The organism is Couchioplanes azureus (assembly GCF_014648355.1).
Lineage (GTDB): Bacteria > Actinomycetota > Actinomycetes > Mycobacteriales > Micromonosporaceae > Actinoplanes > Actinoplanes azureus.
The window spans coordinates 1,134,866-1,149,405 of record NZ_BMQY01000001.1; the positions used below are offsets into that span (position 1 = coordinate 1,134,866).

A 14,540-nucleotide genomic window follows, 5' to 3' on the forward strand; every position below is an offset into this window, starting at 1 on the left:
AGCACGACGGTCTGGCCTTCGAGCTCGCGGACCGTGGCGCCCTGGGCCAGCGCGGCGATCTTCTTACTCTTCCGGCCGACCGCCACCATGATCTGCGGCCAGACCTCGCGGATCGATGCCACGGTGAGCTGCCCCGGCACGGCAGCGGCCGCAACGCCCGGCTCTTCAGGTGCGTCGGGCATCAGACCGGCCGGCTCGGACGCGCCCGGCACGACACCAGCCGACCGCGACCCGCCAGGCACCACACCAGCCGAGCCCGACGCCTCAGTCACCAGACCAGCCGGCCCCGACGCGCCCGACACCACACCGGCCGGATCGGGTCGTCGCGGTTCCGGTGCCCGAGACGTCGGCGTCGCGGAAGCGGGAGCAGACGAGTCGGACGTGGACCTCGATGGGAAAGCCTCGGGCTCGGACGACCCAGCGAACGGCCCGGTCACCACTCCTTCGGGACCACCTCGCTCGTCAGCGCCGCCGTGTCCTGTCTGCTCATGGGTGCCGCCGTGGCCCGTCGCGGCCGTAGCGGCACCTGCGCCCTCCGCTACGCCGGTCGACGCGGAGACGGCGTTCGTCGGGGCGGATCCGGCAACCCCAGCGGGAGCGGGCCCCGCGACCGGAGCGGGGGCGGGGACGGGGGCGGGCCCCGCCACGGGAGCGGGAGCGGGCCCCGCCACGGAAGCGGGAGCGGGCTCCGCGACGGAAGCGGGAGCGGGCTCCGCGACGGAAGCGGGCGTGACGGGTGCGGACTCTGCGGGTGGGCCGGCGGCGGGTGAGTTTCCTGCTGAAGGGCCGCGGCGGGCTGCTGCTGCCGCGGCGCGCGCCGCGGACAAGCCGACGCCGGCTACCGATGATGCGGTGGTGGGCGACGGCTGCGTCGGCGCCGGGGACGGGTGCTCCGGGCGTACGGAATCGTGGTCGGACGTCAGGGTGAGCCGCCGCTCCATGCGCTCCAGACGCTGCAGGAGCGCGCCGCTGGAGTCGTCGGCGCCGGGCAGGAGCATGCGGGCGGTGATGAGTTCGAGCAGCAGTCGCGGTGCGGTCGTGCCGCGCATCTCGACCAAACCGTTGTGCACGATGTCGGCGCAGCGGGAGAGGGTCGCCGGGCCGAGGCGGGTCGCCTGGGCGCCCATCTGCTCGAGCTGGTCGGCCGGGCCGTCGATCAGGCCCTTGGTGACGGCGTCCGGGACCTGTTGCAGGACGATCAGGTCACGGAAGCGTTCGAGCAGGTCGGACGCGAAGCGGCGAGGGTCGTGGCCGGCCTCGGCGACACGGTCGATCGTCTGGTAGGCCGCGGCGCCGTCGCCGGCGGCCAGCGCGTCGCACATCTCGTCGATCAGGGCGACGTCGGTCACGCCCAGCAGCGCCACCGCCCGCGCATAGTCGACGCCCTCGGGCCCGGCCCCGGCGATGAGCTGGTCGAGGACCGACAGCGTGTCCCGCGCGCTGCCCCCGCCTGCCCGCACGACCAGGGGAAAGACGGTGGGGTCGACGTGGATACCCTCGGCCTCGGTCAACTGCTGAAGGTACGGCCGGAGCACCGCCGGCGGGATCAGCCGGAACGGGTAGTGATGGGTCCGCGACCGGATCGTGCCGAGCACCTTCTCCGGCTCGGTCGTGGCGAAGATGAACTTGACGTAGTCCGGCGGCTCCTCGACCAGCTTGAGCAGCGCGTTGAAGCCCGCCGACGACACCATGTGGGCCTCGTCGATGACATAGATCTTGTAGCGGCTGTTGGCGGGCGCGAAGAATGCCTTCTCCCGCAGCTCACGCGCGTCGTCGACGCCGCCGTGACTGGCCGCGTCGATCTCGATGACGTCGATCGAACCGGCGCCGTCGTTGGCCAGCGACCTGCAGGAGCCGCAGGTGCCGCACGGCTCGGGAGTGGGACCCTGCTCACAGTTGAGCGAGCGGGCCAGGATGCGAGCGCTGGAGGTCTTGCCGCAGCCGCGCGGGCCGGAGAAGAGATAGGCATGGTGCAGCCGCCCGCTGCGCAACGCCTGCGACAGCGGCTCGGTGACGTGCTCCTGCCCGATGACCTCGGCAAACGTGCGAGGACGGTACTTGCGGTAGAGGGCCAGTGCCACTCCTGCCTCCTCCTGACGACCGCGCCATTCTCCGTCGAGGGTGTGACAAGAACAAACGGCGTGCCCCAGAAGTGAAGGACCCCCCGTGCACCCGCCAGAGCCCGCTTATCCTTGCTGCCTTCCGGCCCTGGGGAGGTTCACGGGGTACGCGCCGCACGAGGGGCTGGGGACAGCGTACCCGCAGGGGCCGGTGGGCCACCGGGTGGTCCCGCGGAAACCGGTGGGACCGGGTCTGTATCCTGTCGGACGGAGGATTCGCCTAGAGGCCTAGGGCGCACGCTTGGAAAGCGTGTTGGGTTCACACCCTCACGAGTTCGAATCTCGTATCCTCCGCCACGCCGAGACGCCCGGCGGACCACACGGTCCGCCGGGCGTTCGTCATACCGGGCGAAAGCTGGCGCCGTCCGCCGGACGCTCTGGGCGGCGACGTGGCAAGGCCCGGATGGTCGTCACACTCCAGGCGGTCGTCGCGAGGCGGTCGTCGGGCTCACGGGCGCCATGGCGTTCCGGGCGGTCATCGGCCGCCGGCAGCGCAACGACCGCTAGGCGCTCGTCATACGCGCGGCCGTCGCAACGACCGCTAGGCGCTCGTCATACGCGCGGGCCGATCGGGTCGGCCGCGCGGCGTACGCCGTGTCCGGCGGGGTCCGTCATATCTGCGCCGCCGCGATGGCGTCCTCCACCTCCGGGAAGATCGCGAAGTACCGGCTCAGGCCCACGGTGTCGAGCAGTTCGACGAGGAAACGGTTGGCGCCGGCGAAACTCAGCCAGCCGCCTCGTGCGGTGATGACCTGCTTGGCGGTGATGAAGGCGCTGAGCCCGACGGAGTCGCAGAAGTTGAGGGCGGACAGGTCGACGACGATCCGCGGGACCGGCCGTTCCAGCAGGTCCGCGAGGAGATGGTGGAGTTTCGGGGCGGTGTCGGCGTCGAGCTCGCCGCTCAGGCGGAGCACGGCGACGTCGGTGCGGTGGTCGGTCACAGTGGCCTGCATGGCATCGCTTTCGTCCTGGTTCGGTGGTTTCACAGGTTAGATGTGGCCGATCAGGCGATGGCGCACAAAGCGTCCGTCCAGATCACGCCGAGAAATCCGTATTACGCAACGCCGCGTAGCACCGAGCCGGTGGCCCGGGCAACGGAAACGGGCCGGACCCCGTGGGGTCCGGCCCGTTCGTTGGCTGGCCGAGAGAAAGTTCGAGTGCGGCGCAGCCCGGCTCCTGGCGTCCTTAGAGCTGACGCCACTGCCAGCGTGGCCCGCGCCACGCGTCTGCCAGGATCAGCGCGGAGGCCTTTCCCGGACACTGCTGCACCTTGGATTTGCCCTGGGGGCCGCCCATCTGAGCTTCGACCTCCCAGATCTCCCCGTCGGTGCGGACGTAGACGTCCCGGCGCGCAAGTCGGACGTCACCATTCCACCAGTGCTGCTCAACTCTCACGTGTCGACCTTATGACAGATATCGACGTCTCTGCGCGAGGCGAATCTGCGAAAGTTTTTCGCCGGCAGGACGAAGCGGGTTGGCCGATCCGGTGGTTTTTGGCGCCACCACTTGCGCCGAGGGGACATATTAGGGCGGCTTCCTTGGTAGCACTCTGCGTAGTTGTAGCAGGTCCCGCAGGGATCGAGAGACGACGAGACGGTAACGATGCGCGTCCGGCGCCTGGCCAGGTCATTTTGATCATGTTAACGACGGAGGCGGCGCGGAGGACTCGGGCGCGGAGGAGAGAAATCAGCACGGTGCGTGACCAAAGTTGGCGACCTGGGCGCTCGGGCCGCGCTTCCGCGCCGGAACCGCATCTTCGCTTAGTGCCAATTTCGGCATGTGCGTTCCGCCGATCGTGGACGCCGCCTGGTAATCGGAACTACCACAAAGAGTGAGCACCGATCGGGTCACCCCAGACCTTTCAGGTGACCGAACAATTCAGACCGCCGGGCGACGCCGCGACCGGGCACCGCCGGCCGACAGCCGACAGCCGCCCGACCGAGCCGGAAGGACGGCCGGGACCGTGCGACCGGTGGGCGGTAGCCAGTGGAACGTGGCTGACGGCCACCGGACCGGACCCGGGACGACCGGCCCTGGCGGCGGCCCGTGCGGCCACGCCCTGACACCCGGCCCACGACCCCACGGCCGCGCCATGCCCCACCGGCCCCCGACCACAAGGCCGCACCCTGCCCAACCGGCCCGCAACCACAACGGCCGCACTTGCCCCACCGGCCCGCAACCACAACGGCCGCACTTGCCCCACCGGCCCGCGCGGCCGGACGGCCGCGCCCTGACGACCCGGCCGGCGGCCGCGTGACCGGGCCGGGACGGCAGACGCCGGGCGGTGTGCCACGGGACTTCGCTGTGCCCGTACTTGAAAAAAAGAGCCACCCCCGGAAAGCCCGCCTTTTGTCTCCTTCGGGGCGTGGCGCTGCACGGGAGACGATGCAGCCGCTACCGTCACTCGCTGAGAGCTGAAGTTCCGTGGGGGGATTCGTGTCGACTTTCGCTGCCGCCGTCGCTCGGGGCAAGAACGGCTGGACGGCGTCCGAGCTGGAGCTCGCCGGACTGGCCGACATCGATGAGGTGGTGGACCGGCTCCGCGACGCCGATCCGGATGCCGAGCTGTCGCTGCTGTTCGTCGAGGCGGACGATCAGTATCTGGTGATTCTGCGCCTGGACGAGGGTGAGGATCTGCGGGTCTTCGGTTCCGACTCGGCGTTCGCCGACGAGTCGCGGCTGGGTGCCCTGCTGCTGGCCGATGTGGAGACGCCGGCGCTGGAGATCGACGAGCTGGCCGCGCCGCGGGGCGGTGACGACGAGGAGGACGATCGGCCCGCCGCCGATCCCGACGCCGATCCGATCGGCGACGTGGAGCTGCTGGCCGACCTCGGCATCAGCTCGCACCGGTTGCTGACGCTCTGCGGGCTCGAGGGCATGCTGCCGTCCGATGTGACCGCGGAGATCTGCCAGAAGCTCGGCTGCGGCGACGAGCTGGAAGAGCTGCGCGAGGCGTGACACCCCGCCCGCGGCACGAGGCGTGGATGCGGCGGGCGCTCTCCGTCGCGTCCTCGTTTCCGGAGGACGTGCCCGTCGGTGCGGTCGTGTTCGACTCCTCCGGCACCGAGCTGGCCGCCGCCGGCAACGAGCGGGAGGCGACCGGCGACCCGACCGCGCACGCCGAGATCCTGGCGCTGCGCCGGGCGGCCTCGCGGACCGGCAGCTGGCGGCTGGAGGACTGCACGCTCGTCGTGACCCTGGAACCGTGCACGATGTGCGCCGGCGCCCTGGTGCTGGCCCGGATCGGCACGCTGGTCTTCGGCGCCTGGGAGCCGAAGACCGGCGCCGCCGGATCGCTGTGGGACGTGGTACGCGACCGGCGCCTCAACCACCGTCCCGAGGTCTACTCCGGGGTGCTGGAGGCCGAGTGCGCCGATCTCATGCGCGGCTTCTTCAGGCGGTGATGGTGTCCAGGCCGATGTGCACCATGTTCGAGAAGCCCTTCTCGCGCTGCTCCGAATCCATCTTCTCGCCGCGCTTGATGTGGTCGCTGACGGTCAGGATGGTCAGCGCGCGCGCCCGGAAGCGGGCCGCGGTCGTGTAGATGGCGGCCGACTCCATCTCCACACCCAGCACGCCGTAGTCGGCGAGCGTGTCGAACAGGTCCGGCCGGTCGGTGTAGAAGGCGTCCGCGGCGAAGACCGGGCCCACCCGCATGGCGATCTCCCGCCGGTCGGCCACGTCGACGGCCGTCCGCAGCAGCCCGAAGTCCGCGACCGGCGCGTAGTCGACGAGGCCGTCGAACCGCGCCCGGTTCATGTTCGAGTCGGTGGCCGAGCCGATGGCGGCGATCACGTCACCGAGGTTCAGGTCGTCCACCAGGGCCCCGCACGAGCCGATCCGGATCACGGACTTCACGCCGTACTCGTTGATCAGCTCGTGGGTGTAGATCGAGGCGGACGGCATGCCCATGCCGGAGCCCTGCACCGAGACACGCACCCCCTGCCACGTGCCGGTGAAGCCCAGCATTCCCCGCACCTGGGTGTAACAGACCGGATCGGTCAAAAAGGTCTCGGCGATCCACTTCGCCCGCATCGGGTCTCCGGGGAGGAGGACCCGCTCGGCGATGTCGCCCGGCTGCGCGCCGATGTGCACACTCATGTCTGAAGATCCTGCCAGGCCGCTCCGCGAGAGGTGGCGCTACCTGGCTCTTCACGGTTTCCGGGTACCCGGCGCCGGCAGCCGCCAGCCGTCTAGTAACCTACTTCGCGGTGGTGTGTCCGAGCGGCCTAAGGAGCACGCCTCGAAAGCGTGTGAGGGTGCAAGCCCTCCAAGGGTTCAAATCCCTTCACCACCGCCACTAGCAGGGCAGACGCCCGGCGACTCTCAGTGAGCCGCCGGGCGTTTCTGTGTGTGGTCTCAGTTTTGGTCTCAGTTGGCAGAAACGAGCAGCCCCGCCGTCCCGCCGTCGGGCTCATCGTGGTTCTTCCGGGGCCGGGTGCCACAGCAATCCACCGACGCGCTTCGCCACGTCGTGGCGTACCTGATCGGTGAGGTGCTGGTAACGCTTCGCCATCGCGGAGTTGGACCAGCCCATGATGCCCATCACGGCACGTTCCGCGACCTCCAGCACCAAGAGAACCGTCGCGGCGGTGTGCCGGGCATCATGCAGGCGCCCGTCCCGCAGCTTGGCTGCCTTCAGCAGCCGCTTCCACTCGGTGTAGTCCGTGCGCGGATTCAGCGGTCCTCCCGTCGGCGTGGCGAATACCCATCCGCCATCGGTCCACAACTGCGCGGCTTTGACGCGGTCCGCATCCTGCGCGTGCTTGTGCTGGCGCAGAAGGGACACCAACTGATCGGGAAGGCCAACCCGACGACGACCGGCGCGTGACTTGGTCTCGGCGCACTCCTCTCGAAGCGGCTCACGATCGGGGCAGTGTCCGCCCATCTTCCGGCCGCACGGCGCCTTGCAACCATGTCGCCACCTCGGCCGCAATCGTGACCGGCGCACAATCAACGCACCGGCGTCCAGATCCACGTCGGCCCACTTCAAGCCAAGCGCCTCACCCTGCCGCAAGCCGAGTGCGAGCGCGATAGCCCACCGGGCGCCATTTCGGGGCGTTTCAGCCGCAGCGACGAGAAGGCGCTGAACCTCCTCGACGGAGTACGGTTCCACCTCCTCTTCATCGAGTCGCGGCGGCTTGGCGAGGCTCGCAACGTTCTTGGCGAGATGCCCGCGCCGCATCGCTTCGTTCAGGGCGGTGCGCAAGGTACGGAGCGCCTGGTGTGCGGTAGCGGCTTTGCTGCCACTCTGCTGCATCCGGCGGGTTAGTTTCTCGACATGCTCGGGCGTCAACTTTTCCAGCCGGTGAGCACCGATACCCGGGATAAGATGCACATTCACCGCCACGCGATAGCCAGACGCCGTGTTCTCACGGACGTTCGGCGTTGCGATGTTCTCTAGCCAGTGCGTGAGCCACTTAGCCACGGTCCAACTCTCACCCGCCTTGCGCAGGGTGCCGCTGTCCCGTTCGCGTTCGATCGCACGGACCTTGGACTTGACGGTCTTCTCGTCTTTACCCGTCACGTGGCGACGGTCCGGCTTGCCATCATCTCGGGTGCCGACGGTCACGCGACCGTGCCAACGACCGTCGGCACCCTCGTAGATGGACGATTCGCCGTTCGCTCGGCGCTTCGCCATTGTCGATTCTCCTTTTTAGGCTGCGGCCGGTAGTTGGGTATTCTGTTGGCGCAAACGGTTGACGTACTCGATGAGGCATTGATCGGGAATGCGGCGGAGTCGGCCGATGGTGACGGACTCGATTTCGCCGCTGGCGACGAGCGCGCACATGAGGGTTCGGCCGATGCCGAGCCTCTGCGCGGCTTGTTCGACGGTGAGGACGAGTGGTGTGGCGTCGGCGGCCATGGCGGTTCTCCCATGCTTCGACGTGGCGGGCCTTGTAGAGGGCGCCCACGTCGCCGCCGAGGCCCCGTCACGTGTCCAGGGCCTCGGGACGTGGGTGCGAAGGGGCGGTGCGCAGAGGGCGGCAGAGCGGCCCGTTGAGAGCGCCGTAGAGGCAAGATCGAGGGCGGGTGCGGGTAAGGCGATGCGCCGATCTGTCTACGTGGCTCTCAGCGGGCCGTTCTGAACGGTGCCTCGGGGCCGGCTGGATGTGGGCGGGGTTGCCGTCCCATCCGTCCCAGCCGTCGCAGTGCAGGTCAGCGCGGGACGGCAAAATCTGCTGGGACGGCTTATGCCGTCCCACGTCCCGCGTCGGCCGGAGGCGAGGGCATCTCGTCAAGGGTGGGCTGGGACGGATGGATCCGTACCACGTCGGGTATCCGTCCCGGGCTGACCTGCGGCGGGACGCTTGGGACGGCAGGGACGGCAACCCCCTCCGAGTCGGGGCAGTAGCGCTGCCACGCGTCGGCGAAGTCGGCGCGGCGGTAGCCCTTGGCCTGTCCGGTGCTGAAGCGCAGGTTGACCGAGGTGATGTCGTACTCGCGCAGCAGCGCGCCGAGGATGCGGGCGGTCAGCCCGGTTCCGCCGTACTCGGCCCATGGTGCTTCGGGGTCGGCTTTGAGCCGGTCGATGAGCACGGAGGTGGGGATGGCGTCGTGCGGGCCGAACGCGGTCCGGCAGTCGGTGAGTAGCCGGATCCGGTCGGAGGTGACGGTGTTCCCGTCACGTTCGGCGGTGAGCGCTTCGGCGGCGCGGCGGCCCCGGTCGGGCCAGTCGCCTCCGGCGAGGTCAGCGACGGCGATCAGCGGTTCCCAGGTGTCGGCGGCCCGGTCCTCCAGCGGCATATCAGGCTCAGCGCGTTCCAGGATGGCGAGGTGGGCGCGTAGCCAGGTGCTGAGGTCGTTGCCGACCTGGCGCAGTTCCGGGCCGTCGCGGCGGTGCCGGTACGGGGCCACGGTTTCGCCGGGTGCGCGGCGGCGCATCCGCACGACCACGGCCCGGTCCTCGATGGTGTCGGGCATCTGCCCGATCCCGGCGAGCGCGGCCATCGCGAACGTGGCGATCTTCTCCACCCTTTTGGTGTTGCTGTCGTAGCGGATGGTGGGCCGGTTGCGTTGGTGTCCGGCGTTGAGCAGCCCGCGCAGCTCCTCGTTCGATTCGGCCTGTTTGCCGCCGAAGATGGTGTCCGCCTCGTCGACCAGCAGGGTGGGTGGTTCGTCGCTGCCGATTGAGCGGTACACGGCGGCGGTGGACGCGTTGACGGTGATCAGCGGGTTGCAGCAGGTGCCCTCGACGATGTCGAGAAGCCGCGACTTGCCGCACCGCTTCTCCGGTGCCCGGATCACGAGGCGGGGTGCGTGCGCCCACGCGGTGACGGCGTGGGTGGCGGCGACCCACAAGGCCACGGCGTCGATGGCCTCCGCCGATGGCAGCACCACGTACTTGGTCAGGGTGGCGTGGAGCCGGTCGAGGATGGCGGTTCCCTCGATGATCCGGTGTGGTTGTGTCATGCGGCGATCCCTTCTATGGCAACGGATTCCGCGCGGAACCCGCCGACGATGGCGGCATGGATGTCGCGGTGGGTCTGCTGCGCGCGCACACCCGCGTCGTAGAGCGCTTGGTAGGCGTCAGCCGGGGTGAGGGCTCCGGCGGCGACCATCCGCGCCACGCCCCGCGCCGCGCCGTACAGGGTGTTGCGGCGGGTGCCTTCGGCAGCGCGGGCTACCGCGTCCAGGTGCGCGGCGAGTAGGGCGGCCGGGGATGAGATGCCCTTCCCCCGGCCGATGGGGGTGACGGTGGCGGCCGGGGCAGCGGGCGGCTCGGGTGGCCGGCAGAGCGCGAGCAGCGGCGCGGGCATCTCAGCCATGGGCCGGTCCGCCACCCGCCGGTACGGCTGCCCGGTGCGCGGGTGCGCCGAGGGCGGGACGACCACGTACCCGCCGTCGGCCTTGATGTCGATGCCGTCATGCCCGCGCAGCTTCGCGGCCAGGGGAACACCGGGATGGCGGTAGTAGAGGTGCCAGCCGCCGGAGCCGGTGCGCACACACCGCGTCGGCGGCATCAGCTCGGGCAGCACGGCTCCGCCGTTACGCGGGTCGATGTCGAGCACGCACAGGTCGCAGAGGCGGCCGGTGCGAATCGCCAGCATCCCGCCGGGGACAGCGGTCACGAGGGCGGCGATCCGGTCGGGGTCGCGAGTCGCGGCGTAGAAGGCGTGACAGGTCAGGCACGCGCAAGCCTCCGGGTCGTGGCTGGGATCCTCGGCGGCTTTCGGGCAGGCGGGGCAGTTGGCGACGGGCCGCTTGCCGCCGGCCAGCAGGAACACGGGGAAGCCCTCGGCGGCCAGCGCGAGCGCGGCGGTCAGCGTCGGGCCAGACTTCGGCATGGTCGGCTCCCTGGTGGTGACGGGGACAGAGGGTGGTTCAGGTCGCCCCGCCAGCGCGGCCGGGGTGTGCGCGGGACAGCGCGGCCCGATCAGGTAGCGGCGCACCCGGTCGGCGGCGAGGCAGAGGCGGGCCTCGGCGCCGATCCAGTGCCCGCACGCGGCGGCGGGGCGGGTCATCGGGGTTTGCGGCTCGTGAGGGTGGCCCGGTCCGGACGGCCGTCTCGCAGGCCGGGTCGGATCGCAATGGCCGCGAGGACCTCGCGTAGTAGGCGCAGTGTGGTGGCGAGCTGCCAGCGGGCGCCGGTTTCGGTGTGGTGCAACGGGATCCGGGCGCGGATCTCGGCGTACTCGACGTCTCCGGCGCGGACGCGGGTGAGGATGGCGCGGCCGCCGATGCCGTCGGCGATGAGGTCGGCGGAGCGGTGTTCGTTGATCCCGCAGCGGTGGTCGCGGGTGCACCAGTCGGTGTGCGGAGTCGGGGCGCGCCGATGGCGCGCCATCATGCGGGGGCTCATCGGTTGCCCTCGCGGCGCCGTCGTGCAAGGTGGTTGTAGATCCAGCGCCCGGCGCGTAGGCGGCGGCCGGTGCCGTCGCAGCGGCGGCAGAGCCGGAACGCGCGCCCGGACGGGGAGCGCTTCTTGCCGAGCCCGTGGCATTTGCGGCAGGCCTTGAACGGCCAGATCCAGCACCCTAGCGCGTAACAGACGGTGACGGTCAGGGCGGCGATGGTGAGGGTGATAGCGGGGGTGAGGTGGGGGTCCATGTCAGCCTCCGGAGCCGGATTTTGGGTGTGCGGGGCTGTGAGCTGCTATCCGCTAGCGGCCAGCTCAGGATCTTGATCGGGTGCTAGCAGGGCTGCTAGCGCTAGCAGGTGGAGCCGCTAGCGCTAGCAGCCCTGCGACGGCTCAGCCGTCGCCGCGTTTGCGGTCACGCTCCGCGATCGCGGTGAGGAGGTCGGCGTGGCGGATGCCGCGCCGGGTGACCGGCTTGCCGTCGACGCGGCGGCCGACGTCGGCCACCTTGACCGCGGGGTGCGACTTGAGGGCGGCGGTGAGCTGGGAGGCTTCCCAGCCGTCGTAGACGTCGGGCCGCAGTTCAGCGAGCAGACCGCACAGGGTCTCGTTCCACGCCGACTTCTCGTCGCCGGGCCACACCCGGGCCAGGTCGTCCAGCACGTGATGCTGCGGGGCGACGTCACGCTCGGCCGGGAAGGTGGGGATGTTCCCGGCCGCGGTGCGCAGCGCGACCGCACGGGCCACGATCGGCCGAGCGGCGTTGGTATCGACCTCGAACGATCGCACCGACTGCACCGGGCCGCAGCCGCGCAGGACGCCCCAGCCCGCGTCGTCCTTCGGCTGGAAGACGGTGGCGCGGTAGCCCTGCTTATAGGCAGAAGTTCCGAGGATCATGTCGTTCGCCGTTTGGTCGGCCACGGACAGGCAGAACCGGGTGTTGACGTTGCGGGTGATTCCGGGCGGCAGGCTCTTCGCATCGGGGATCTGCGTGCCGAGCAGGATGATGATCCCGAGCGCCCGGCCGAGCTTGATGACCTTCTCTAGGATCTCGCCGGCTTCCTTGCCGTACTTGCTCTGCATCAGCTCTTGCAGCTCGTCGAACCAGGCGACGAGCGGGTGCAGGCCGGAGCCCTTCAGCGACGCCAACTCGGGGGTGACCTTGTTTTCCGGGGCCTTGCCGAGCCGGGCGTAGTGCTCGATGCGCTTGGAACGCCGGCGGGCTTCCTCGTAGAGCCACTCGATGAACGCGAAGCATTGGGCGAGGGTTTCGTCGTCGAAGCCGTTGCCGTACTCGGCCATCACCGGCTCCAGCACGGCGAAGTCCCCGACGCCCTTGAGTTCGTAGCCACGGATCTCCGTGCGGGGGTCCAGCGCGGCGGCCAGGACCAGGTCGCGCAGGGCGAAGGTCTTGCCCGAGCCGGGCTGGCCTCCGAACAGGAAGTTGCGGAACATCATGTCCAGGCTGACCGTGTCGAGCTTCGGCGTGGTGGCGAACGGGAAGGCCTTGAACAGGTCTACCTTCGCCGACCCTGACAGCAACGGCCAGGGCGGCTGCTTCATCTGCGAGGCCGGTTCGTAGCCGACCCACAGGGCGAGCCGGCCGGTGTGCCCGGGCGCCGGTTCGGGCCACACCTGATCGAGCGGCAGCCGCATCGCGCTAGCGAGCTTGCCTCTGCGGGCGACCACCTCGGCGGCTTCCACGCCGTAGGGCAGGTCGACGATGGCGATGTGTCCGGGGCCGTCGCGGTGGATGTCGACCGGGAAGCTGATGGCCTTCGGGTCCTTGGCGACCGCGCTGTTGATGGCGGCCATCTGCAACGAGGTCAGCGCCCGGCGCACGAGTTCGGCGGTGAGCTTGCGGTAGCGGGTGCCTTCGCTGACCCGGTCGGTGAGCGGCTTGTCCGCCGGGCGTCCCCGGGTGGCCAGGAACGGCACCACGACGGCGAGGGCGATCCACCGCCACCAGGTGGGGCCGTAGGCGAGCACGACCCCACCGACGATCAGGGCGAGCAGGGCGGCGCCGAGGACCCACCAGCGCCACACGCTCTGCCGCTGGCGGCGCGCGTCGAGCTTGAGCCAGGTGTCGGCCTCGCCCCTAGCGGCGGCGGCCTGCCGCAAGTGCCAGTTGCCCTCCTCGGCGGTGGCCCAGTGCACGGCCTGCCCGAGGCCCCGGAAGAGCCCGACCGGCGCCCACACGGCCGTCTTCGCCGCGTACTTCGGCGAGCGCACCGCGTGATACGCCAGCACGTAGCCGGCGTCTTTGGTCTGGTGCTTCACGGCTGCCTTGAAGCCGCGCCAGGACCGGGCCCAGTCCGCCAGGATCGGGCGCCGCGCCTGCTGCCGGGCCTGGATCTCGGCCGGGATGTCATCGGCGGCATCCACCGGGCCACCCTCGGCCGGTGGGCTGTCATCGACCGACTCGGCATCGGTGTCATCGTCGATCTCGGGATCCGGGTCGGCCGGGGTCGGCGCGGCCCGGTCACGCCGGGCTGCGGCCAGGTCGACGACCTCGGCGCCAGCGACGTCGTTCTCGGCGGCGGTCCAGTCGAAGTCGTCCGGGTTCGGATTCGGGTTCGGGTGGGGGTTGGTCATTGTCCGTTCTCCTTCCGGACGAGTGAGGTGACTTCGGCGGTGAGGTTGCCCTCGGTGTCCAGGCCCCACGGCAGGACCCAGGCGAGTCCGCGCTCGGCCAGGGCTTCGGCAGCAGCGTGGAATTGGTGCTCCTCGGGGCGCTCGTAGACCCGGTCCCGGCGGGGCAGAGCAATCCACTCCACGCCCTGGCTGCGGTGCACCTGCAGGACGTAGCCGCCCCATCCGGCAGGCGCGATCGTGACCCGGGATGCAGGCCCGAGCCACCAGCCGGTCCAGGGACAAACGCGGATGGCGAATCGGTTGAGCAGCCGACGGAGGCGGGTCAGCAGGGGCGTCAGATCAGTGGTGGTGTGGGGGTGCGAGAGCATGAGGGTTCTCCCCTGAAATCGAACGTGGGTGTTGGGGTGAGGCCCGGGACGCGGGCCGGAGGTTGTCGAGGCCGTGTCGGCCCGCGTCCCGAGGTAGTCGGGAAGGCTCAGAAGCGGATGGCGCCGTAGCTGGTGCCGCCCTGGCGGCCGACCCGGGCGTTGCCGGTGGCGATGTTGACGACCGACGGCGCTTCGGCGGGGACCTCGGATTCGGCGGTGTCGCCGTGCTGCTGGCCGACCCAGGCGTTACCGAGGCGGAGATTCACCTCACGGACCGGGTGGTCCCCGGCTGCGGGCTCACTGCCCTGCACACCGACGCGGGCGTTGCCTGCGGCGATGTTCACGGTGCGCGGCGGGTAGGTGTCGGGGGTGTCCCCGGGCGGCGGGGTTGCCGGGGGTCGAGGCCGGTCGGTGCTGCGGCCGAGGACGCGGCCTTGTACGTCCACCACGTCGTTGCCGGAGGCGATGTTCACGATGGTGGTCCGTCCTGATGCGGTCGAGGTGGAGGTGGTGGAGTTGCCGGTGCAACGGCGTCCGCCGTGGGCTTTGCTGCGACACATGACGGGGTGTCCCTTCCGAAGATTCAGGCGGCGATCACGAGGGCGGCGAGGTGGGCGGTGTCTGGCAACATCTGGGGTCTCTCCCGTGGGTCTCACC

14 protein-coding genes, 2 tRNA genes, 1 other RNA gene and 1 pseudogene are annotated in these 14,540 nt (G+C 70.2%); 4 read left to right on the forward strand and 14 right to left on the reverse strand.

Annotated features, from left to right (window positions below):
- Positions 1–554 precede the first annotated feature (554 nt).
- Together IEY99_RS35210 and ffs are read right to left on the reverse strand one after the other, a co-directional pair.
- Positions 555–2,081 (reverse strand): annotated as a pseudogene (locus tag IEY99_RS35210) (DNA polymerase III subunit gamma and tau); the annotation flags it as partial.
- Positions 2,082–2,155: 74 nt separating this feature from the next.
- Positions 2,156–2,246: signal recognition particle sRNA small type (gene ffs / locus IEY99_RS05255), an RNA gene on the reverse strand.
- Positions 2,247–2,329: 83 nt separating this feature from the next.
- Between ffs and IEY99_RS05260 the strand changes: the two genes are divergently transcribed.
- A tRNA-Ser gene (locus IEY99_RS05260) sits at positions 2,330–2,417 on the forward strand.
- A gap of 314 nt (positions 2,418–2,731) precedes the next feature.
- Here IEY99_RS05260 and IEY99_RS05265 read toward each other — a convergent pair.
- Together IEY99_RS05265 and IEY99_RS05270 are read right to left on the reverse strand one after the other, a co-directional pair.
- Complete coding sequence (locus tag IEY99_RS05265) at positions 2,732–3,073, reverse strand: STAS domain-containing protein (RefSeq protein ID WP_189199763.1); 342 nt, start codon at positions 3,071–3,073, stop codon at positions 2,732–2,734.
- Between the two features lie 232 nt (positions 3,074–3,305).
- Positions 3,306–3,515, reverse strand: a complete 210-nt coding sequence (locus IEY99_RS05270) for a hypothetical protein (protein ID WP_071809790.1) — start codon at positions 3,513–3,515, stop codon at positions 3,306–3,308.
- Positions 3,516–4,556: 1,041 nt separating this feature from the next.
- Here IEY99_RS05270 and IEY99_RS05275 point away from each other — a divergent pair.
- Both IEY99_RS05275 and IEY99_RS05280 read left to right on the forward strand, forming a co-directional pair.
- A complete protein-coding gene (locus IEY99_RS05275) occupies positions 4,557–5,078 on the forward strand; it encodes a tRNA adenosine deaminase-associated protein (RefSeq protein ID WP_189199765.1) in 522 nt (173 codons plus the stop codon).
- Entirely contained in the window at positions 5,075–5,524 is a 450-nt protein-coding gene (locus IEY99_RS05280; RefSeq protein WP_373293286.1) for a nucleoside deaminase, read from the forward strand. The genes IEY99_RS05275 and IEY99_RS05280 overlap by 4 nt, the downstream gene beginning before the upstream one ends.
- Here the strand turns inward: IEY99_RS05280 and deoD are convergent.
- Positions 5,514–6,221, reverse strand: a complete 708-nt coding sequence (gene deoD / locus IEY99_RS05285) for a purine-nucleoside phosphorylase (RefSeq protein WP_189199767.1) — start codon at positions 6,219–6,221, stop codon at positions 5,514–5,516. The genes IEY99_RS05280 and deoD overlap by 11 nt on opposite strands.
- Positions 6,222–6,330: 109 nt before the next feature.
- Between deoD and IEY99_RS05290 the strand changes: the two genes are divergently transcribed.
- Positions 6,331–6,420, forward strand: a tRNA-Ser gene (locus IEY99_RS05290).
- Positions 6,421–6,534: 114 nt separating this feature from the next.
- Here IEY99_RS05290 and IEY99_RS05295 read toward each other — a convergent pair.
- The 9 genes from IEY99_RS05295 to IEY99_RS05335 form a co-directional block, all read right to left on the reverse strand.
- Entirely contained in the window at positions 6,535–7,761 is a 1,227-nt protein-coding gene (locus tag IEY99_RS05295) for a tyrosine-type recombinase/integrase (protein ID WP_189199769.1), read from the reverse strand.
- 15 nt (positions 7,762–7,776) lie between these two features.
- Positions 7,777–7,986 (reverse strand): excisionase family DNA-binding protein, encoded by a 210-nt coding sequence (locus IEY99_RS05300; protein ID WP_189199771.1) that lies wholly within the window; start codon positions 7,984–7,986, stop codon positions 7,777–7,779.
- Between the two features lie 326 nt (positions 7,987–8,312).
- On the reverse strand, positions 8,313–9,533 hold the full coding sequence (locus tag IEY99_RS05305) for a DUF3631 domain-containing protein (protein WP_189199773.1): 1,221 nt from the start codon (positions 9,531–9,533) through the stop codon (positions 8,313–8,315).
- Entirely contained in the window at positions 9,530–10,408 is an 879-nt protein-coding gene (locus IEY99_RS05310) for a bifunctional DNA primase/polymerase (RefSeq protein ID WP_189200660.1), read from the reverse strand. Before IEY99_RS05310 ends, IEY99_RS05305 begins: the two co-directional genes overlap by 4 nt.
- Before the next feature lie 173 nt (positions 10,409–10,581).
- Complete coding sequence (locus tag IEY99_RS05315) at positions 10,582–10,911, reverse strand: hypothetical protein (protein ID WP_308427012.1); 330 nt, start codon at positions 10,909–10,911, stop codon at positions 10,582–10,584.
- An 8-nt stretch (positions 10,912–10,919) separates the two neighbouring features.
- Positions 10,920–11,171, reverse strand: a complete 252-nt coding sequence (locus IEY99_RS05320; RefSeq protein ID WP_189199777.1) for a hypothetical protein — start codon at positions 11,169–11,171, stop codon at positions 10,920–10,922.
- Between the two features lie 142 nt (positions 11,172–11,313).
- Complete coding sequence (locus tag IEY99_RS05325) at positions 11,314–13,515, reverse strand: cell division protein FtsK (protein ID WP_189199779.1); 2,202 nt, start codon at positions 13,513–13,515, stop codon at positions 11,314–11,316.
- Positions 13,512–13,883 carry a hypothetical protein gene (locus tag IEY99_RS05330; protein WP_189199781.1) on the reverse strand — a complete coding sequence of 124 codons (372 nt, stop codon included), beginning with the start codon at positions 13,881–13,883 and terminating at the stop codon, positions 13,512–13,514. The genes IEY99_RS05325 and IEY99_RS05330 overlap by 4 nt, the downstream gene beginning before the upstream one ends.
- A 107-nt stretch (positions 13,884–13,990) precedes the next feature.
- Positions 13,991–14,443: a hypothetical protein gene (locus tag IEY99_RS05335; protein WP_189199782.1), complete on the reverse strand. Its 453-nt coding sequence runs from the start codon at positions 14,441–14,443 to the stop codon at positions 13,991–13,993.
- Positions 14,444–14,540 lie beyond the last annotated feature (97 nt).

What these genes read in the sequence shown, in the direction of transcription:
- IEY99_RS05325 (WP_189199779.1), bottom strand. Translation starts at nt 13,515, where the DNA reads ATGACCAACCCCCACCCGAACCCGAATCCGAACCCGGACGACTTCGAC.
- IEY99_RS05265 (WP_189199763.1), bottom strand. Translation starts at nt 3,073, where the DNA reads ATGCAGGCCACTGTGACCGACCACCGCACCGACGTCGCCGTGCTCCGC.
- IEY99_RS05330 (WP_189199781.1), bottom strand. Translation starts at nt 13,883, where the DNA reads ATGCTCTCGCACCCCCACACCACCACTGATCTGACGCCCCTGCTGACC.
- IEY99_RS05305 (WP_189199773.1), bottom strand. Translation starts at nt 9,533, where the DNA reads ATGACACAACCACACCGGATCATCGAGGGAACCGCCATCCTCGACCGG.
- IEY99_RS05320 (WP_189199777.1), bottom strand. Translation starts at nt 11,171, where the DNA reads ATGGACCCCCACCTCACCCCCGCTATCACCCTCACCATCGCCGCCCTG.
- IEY99_RS05315 (WP_308427012.1), bottom strand. Translation starts at nt 10,911, where the DNA reads ATGATGGCGCGCCATCGGCGCGCCCCGACTCCGCACACCGACTGGTGC.
- IEY99_RS05300 (WP_189199771.1), bottom strand. Translation starts at nt 7,986, where the DNA reads ATGGCCGCCGACGCCACACCACTCGTCCTCACCGTCGAACAAGCCGCG.
- IEY99_RS05335 (WP_189199782.1), bottom strand. Translation starts at nt 14,443, where the DNA reads ATGTGTCGCAGCAAAGCCCACGGCGGACGCCGTTGCACCGGCAACTCC.
- deoD (WP_189199767.1), bottom strand. Translation starts at nt 6,221, where the DNA reads ATGAGTGTGCACATCGGCGCGCAGCCGGGCGACATCGCCGAGCGGGTC.
- IEY99_RS05295 (WP_189199769.1), bottom strand. Translation starts at nt 7,761, where the DNA reads ATGGCGAAGCGCCGAGCGAACGGCGAATCGTCCATCTACGAGGGTGCC.
- IEY99_RS05310 (WP_189200660.1), bottom strand. Translation starts at nt 10,408, where the DNA reads ATGCCGAAGTCTGGCCCGACGCTGACCGCCGCGCTCGCGCTGGCCGCC.